Here is a 4691-nt window from a genome sequence, read left to right as displayed (position 1 = left end):
ACAAAGAGGGTACCCCGGACCTTCTTTCTTTTTAATCTCATGACAGTATACAGATCAATCTCGTGACACGCAAGCAGATCAGCCCGAAGTCAATCTAGGCAGTCAACAACAGGCAGGAGTACTTAAAAACTAATGGGAACGTCACTGCTAAAACATCGCAACTAAAAGTTTCGTATAAGGATTTGTCTACAGGAAAGACAAATTATATTGAAAAAGATCAAGACATGCAGAGCGTTATTAATCTCATTCTGCCAGAAGATCTTTCAGTATATTTCTTTTTTGACACAGAGCGAGTACAAAATGTCGCGGAACGAAAAGATTTGTCAAAAGCTGTAAAAGGACTTCTTGGTTTGACAGTATTAGATAATGCTTGTAAGCATTTAGGTAAAGAAGAGTCAAAGACTTCAGTAATAGGATCTTTTTATGAAGATTTAAAATCGAATGATGATTCTAAGGCAGCTGCGGCTTTGGAAGAAGTTCAAGCGGCAGAACAAGAAAGAGTAGCTCAATGCCAAATTAAAGAAGACGCTGAAACAGATATAGATGTGTATGAGCGACGAAAAGTCCTATTAGAAAATAAAATCCGCGATTTAGCAGAAACTACAGATTTGCAAAAACAGAAAGATCAATATAGTGGATATATTAAAGCTGAGCAAAATGCTTTAGATAGTGTATATAAAAACTATTCAACTGTTTTTGGAGACGATTCCGTATGGTTCTTTGCACAGCCACTCTACCGCCAGGCGTTAGATTTTTTAAAAGAAGCCAAAGTTACTGATAAAGGCATAACGGATGTAACTGCTAATACAATAAAGGAATTAATTGCAAACGGACGATGCTTATGTGGGGCTGAGATTACAAATGGTAATGATGCATATAGGCACTTGATTGAACAAATAAAATATGTACCGCCAGAATCAATAGGAACGTCGATAAAACACTTTAAGAAAGAATGTACGAGCTATGATCGGGTCAATTTGAATGATAAATACTATCTGGCTGTTCAGAACAGCGTCGCTAATATTTTGAATTCAAAAAAGAGAATTCAAGAATGGGAAGATCAAATTAGTGAGATTGAACGAAAGATTGAGGGAAAGGAAGATGCAAAAAAATATCAGATAGAACTTAATGATGTGAAAGAAAAGCTGAAAAGAAAAATAAACGCGAAGGAAAGTGCTATTGCAAAGATCGCTACAGCGGAAGATAGAAAAGCACGATTTAAGAAAACTTACGATGCACTTATAGCAAAATCAGATAAGAGTAAAGAGATACGGCGATACTTGGCTTATGCTGAAAAAATATGTTCATGGATTCAAGAATATTACAATGATGAAGAAAGTAAGATTCGTAGTGAATTACAAGAACATGTTAATTTAATTTTCCAAAAAATGTATCATGGAGAGAGAGAACTTGAAATTAATGAGCGTTATCAAACGGTTTTGTATAGCGTTATACCAGAAACTGGAGAACGGGTAATATCTGGTGAATCAGAAGGCCTCATTCGAGTGAAAAATTTTGCGTTTATCGCCGGCCTTGTTGATTTAGCTAAGCAAAAAGCAATTCGTGTAGGAAATAAATCACTTGAAACTGAACCATATCCATTAATTCTTGATGCTCCATTCTCGAATGCCGATGAGGGACATATACAAAACATATCAAGAGAACTTCCAAAAGTTGCTGAACAGGTAATTATGTTTGTTATGGAGAAAGATTGGAAATATGCTGAACAAGTAATTCTTGATAAGGTTGAAAAATGCTATTTACTTGAAAAGCATAGTGATACGTATTCTACAATTAAGCAGGGATAAGGATGAGAAATGGCTAAGGAAAAACGTATTGGTTTATTTGAGACGGATGTGACGCTTACAGGCAAACATGCCACTTATTTAAAATATCTAGTAAATGATGCAAAAATATATGATGACTATATCGATGTATATATGAATGCTGCAGTACTTGGGTTTCTTTATTCAAAAAAGGAAGATAGAGATAACGGCTCCGCAGATAGAGCTAGGATTTATGCGGATGCTTTTTCCACACACCGAGATGAATGCATATTTTTATATCGTTTAATTATGCTACTTGATGAGGATGACATTACTGTTGATGAAAGGCTTGATAAGGCATTTAGGTATGATAGTAACCCGGAAAAAATAGAGGATTTTAAGGAGAACTTAGAGATATTTGATTCGTATGTTCGTGGTGGAATAGAATATATGTATGATGTTTTTGTAACAGGGTGTACTTCTCGAGATGATTATATACGTGAAACGTTCAATGTTATTAGAAATTTCAAAGATAGCATAGAAGGTGTATCGTACGATGAAAAAATAAAGAAACTTCTTAATAGGTAGGTAGAAAAGTGATTGAAAATGAGAACAGTATAGCAGAATTATATAATATAGATGGTTCTCATTGGGGACACAGAATTAAAACTCTACTCAAAACAATGGGATTATATTCTAGGTTAAACTATGAATGCGAAGCAAAGGAATTCTTGTATGTACACACTAATTATAAGTATCGACTATTAGATGATTATGATAAAGAACGAATTCTAAACTTGCGAAAGATAGCTTCCTTTGATACTGATCCGTGTTTTAAGAGTTTGATATGTTTTGCAATATCAATAGACACAGAACCATTGTGTCGTAATGAAGATGCAGCTTATTATACGCGATTATTTAATCGGATTTTTGACAAGCAGTGCATATTATGTATAGAGGATTCAGAATCTATTGCTTTTACTGGCTTAAGTAAAACATTAAATTATCAGCATCAAGTGGTTATTTCCGAATGGTTTAGTAGTGAAATGAATCAAAGGCAATATGATGCATTTTGCAGACTGGATTTTGCAGAATTCGATTGCAAGAGCACAAATGCATTTTATATGGATTATATTGCTGCATTAAGTAGGCCATATATTCTATATCCGGAAAGTGATGAGTATTTGCTTTATGGGATGGAAGATTATGGACCTTATGAAGAAATGTGTAGAAGTAAGGGAATAATTGCAAGACCTAAAAAATCGAATAGAGACCTCATTATTGAAATGAATTCTTCATACTACAAAGATATATATGGTGATGACTACTTTGTAGATGAGGAGGGTGGTTATAGAACTACGAAAAACAGAAAGAGGGAGGAAGATATTGAGTTTAATATCGATGATGATTTTGAAGAAGATGATGATCTAGATTGGACTATATTAGAAATGGAACTCGAAGAAGATATGGATGAAGATTCAGACGAATATTTGGACGATAAGAAATCGATAACTCAAGAGGAAACGTCTTCTGTAAAAACAGATCCATACAAAATAAGTAATTTTAATCCATCAGAGATGCTGGCGTATATTCAAAGAAATACTTAAAAATTATTCATTACGGTAAATATTTTTTTAGAGACTCGGTGCGCTTCGCTGCTCCACGTACCGGAACGGCAGCAGGCTGAGGTGTTCCACCGACTGATGCGCGCACTCGTTCCGAGCGGCGTGCTCTACGCGTCCTGGAAGTATGGTGAGACAGAGCGCACCGAAGCGTCGAGCGGACGCCTGTTCTGTGACATGACAGAGCAGAGGGCAGAAGCATTGGCCCAGGCGGAAGGCGGTGCCAGCATCGAAGCGTGCTGGATATCCGAAGATGTGCGCGCGGACCGACGAAGTCAGAAGTGGCTGAACGTGATCTTCCTATGCCGGAAAATTCAAGACGACACCAAACGAGATCGATATGGTGCTAGAGAGCGGAGAGAAGGTGGTGCTGTTCCGGCCACTGGAACCCTATGAGACGCCGGAGGCGGTAGAGCGTTTATGTGATGCATATGACCGTGCTCTCAGAGATGGTGTGGTGGATCCACTTATTCTGATTCCGTGCTTCATACTGGATTTTCTCTGCATTCATCCGTTTAATGATGGAAATGGCCGTATGAGTCGGCTGCTGACGTTGCTGCTCTTATATCGGAGCGGGTACATGGTCGGGCAGTATATCAGTATCGAAAAGGCGATCGCGGACTCGAAGGAAAGCTACTATGATGTTCTGCAGCAGGCGGATCAGAGATGGCAAGAGGGGGAAAATGATCCGAAGCCGTTTATTCGCTATATGCTGGCGATCATACTATCGTGCTACAGGGAACTCGAAAGCCGTATGCGTCTGTCTGGTCAGATCGGGAAAAAGAGTACAGCTTACGATATCGTAAAGATGTATGTACAGGGGACACTGGGGAAGTTCTCCAAGCAGGATGCGCTGGAGGCATGCCCGGGGCTCGGCAGCTCGTCTGTGGAGTCTGCACTTAAAAAACTGGTGGAGGAAGGTGCCATCATACGAACCGGTGCGGGACGGAAGACGAAGTACATGAGAAGTACAGAGACGTGACGATGCAGAGGGCAGCGGCATTGGCGCAGGACAGCGGTGCCGCTTTCAAAACTTGAAAAATTTTTGAGTTTTGAAAGTGAGGGCGTTCCACATAGTGGATGTTGTTGACTGCCTAGATTGACTTCGGGCTGATCTGCTTGCGTGTCACGAGATTGATCTATATACTGTCATGAGATTAAAAAGAAAGAAGGTCCGGGGTACCCTCTTTGCACGTCGTGTCCCCCGAACCTCTGGTATCAAAACCATGTTCAGTGTATCAAACTTCGAGCTCAGACACAATGAGGTAAACGGTTTTTTATGTTGAGAGCAATGATGCCATCC

At 39.1% G+C, this 4691-nt stretch carries 5 protein-coding genes; all 5 read left to right on the top strand.

Translation table 11 applies throughout. From position 1 onward, the window contains the following. Positions 1-182 precede the first annotated feature (182 nt). The 5 genes from ACTQ52_RS12140 (at position 183) to ACTQ52_RS12120 (ending at position 4370) form a co-directional block, all read left to right on the top strand. A complete protein-coding gene (locus tag ACTQ52_RS12140; RefSeq protein ID WP_441982766.1) occupies positions 183-1808 on the top strand; it encodes a hypothetical protein in 1626 nt (541 codons plus the stop codon). A gap of 9 nt (positions 1809-1817) precedes the next feature. Next, on the top strand, positions 1818-2354 hold the full coding sequence (locus ACTQ52_RS12135) for a hypothetical protein (protein WP_441982765.1): 537 nt from the start codon (positions 1818-1820) through the stop codon (positions 2352-2354). Between the two features lie 8 nt (positions 2355-2362). Then, positions 2363-3373 (top strand): hypothetical protein, encoded by a 1011-nt coding sequence (locus ACTQ52_RS12130; protein WP_441982764.1) that lies wholly within the window; start codon positions 2363-2365, stop codon positions 3371-3373. Between the two features lie 81 nt (positions 3374-3454). Further along, on the top strand, positions 3455-3784 hold the full coding sequence (locus ACTQ52_RS12125) for a hypothetical protein (protein ID WP_441982763.1): 330 nt from the start codon (positions 3455-3457) through the stop codon (positions 3782-3784). After that, complete coding sequence (locus ACTQ52_RS12120; RefSeq protein WP_441982762.1) at positions 3729-4370, top strand: Fic family protein; 642 nt, start codon at positions 3729-3731, stop codon at positions 4368-4370. Before ACTQ52_RS12125 ends, ACTQ52_RS12120 begins: the two co-directional genes overlap by 56 nt. Positions 4371-4691 lie beyond the last annotated feature (321 nt).

This window comes from Oribacterium sp. Sow4_G1_1 (genome assembly GCF_052116105.1).
GTDB lineage: Bacteria > Bacillota > Clostridia > Lachnospirales > Lachnospiraceae > Oribacterium.
Note: the sequence above shows the minus strand (reverse complement) of the source record. Positions and strands in the feature narration are given on the sequence as shown.

Bases quoted from the DNA above. Each gene is read 5' to 3' on its own strand.
- ACTQ52_RS12135 (WP_441982765.1), top strand. From the start codon at position 1,818: ATGGCTAAGGAAAAACGTATTGGTTTATTTGAGACGGATGTGACGCTT.
- ACTQ52_RS12120 (WP_441982762.1), top strand. From the start codon at position 3,729: ATGGTGCTAGAGAGCGGAGAGAAGGTGGTGCTGTTCCGGCCACTGGAA.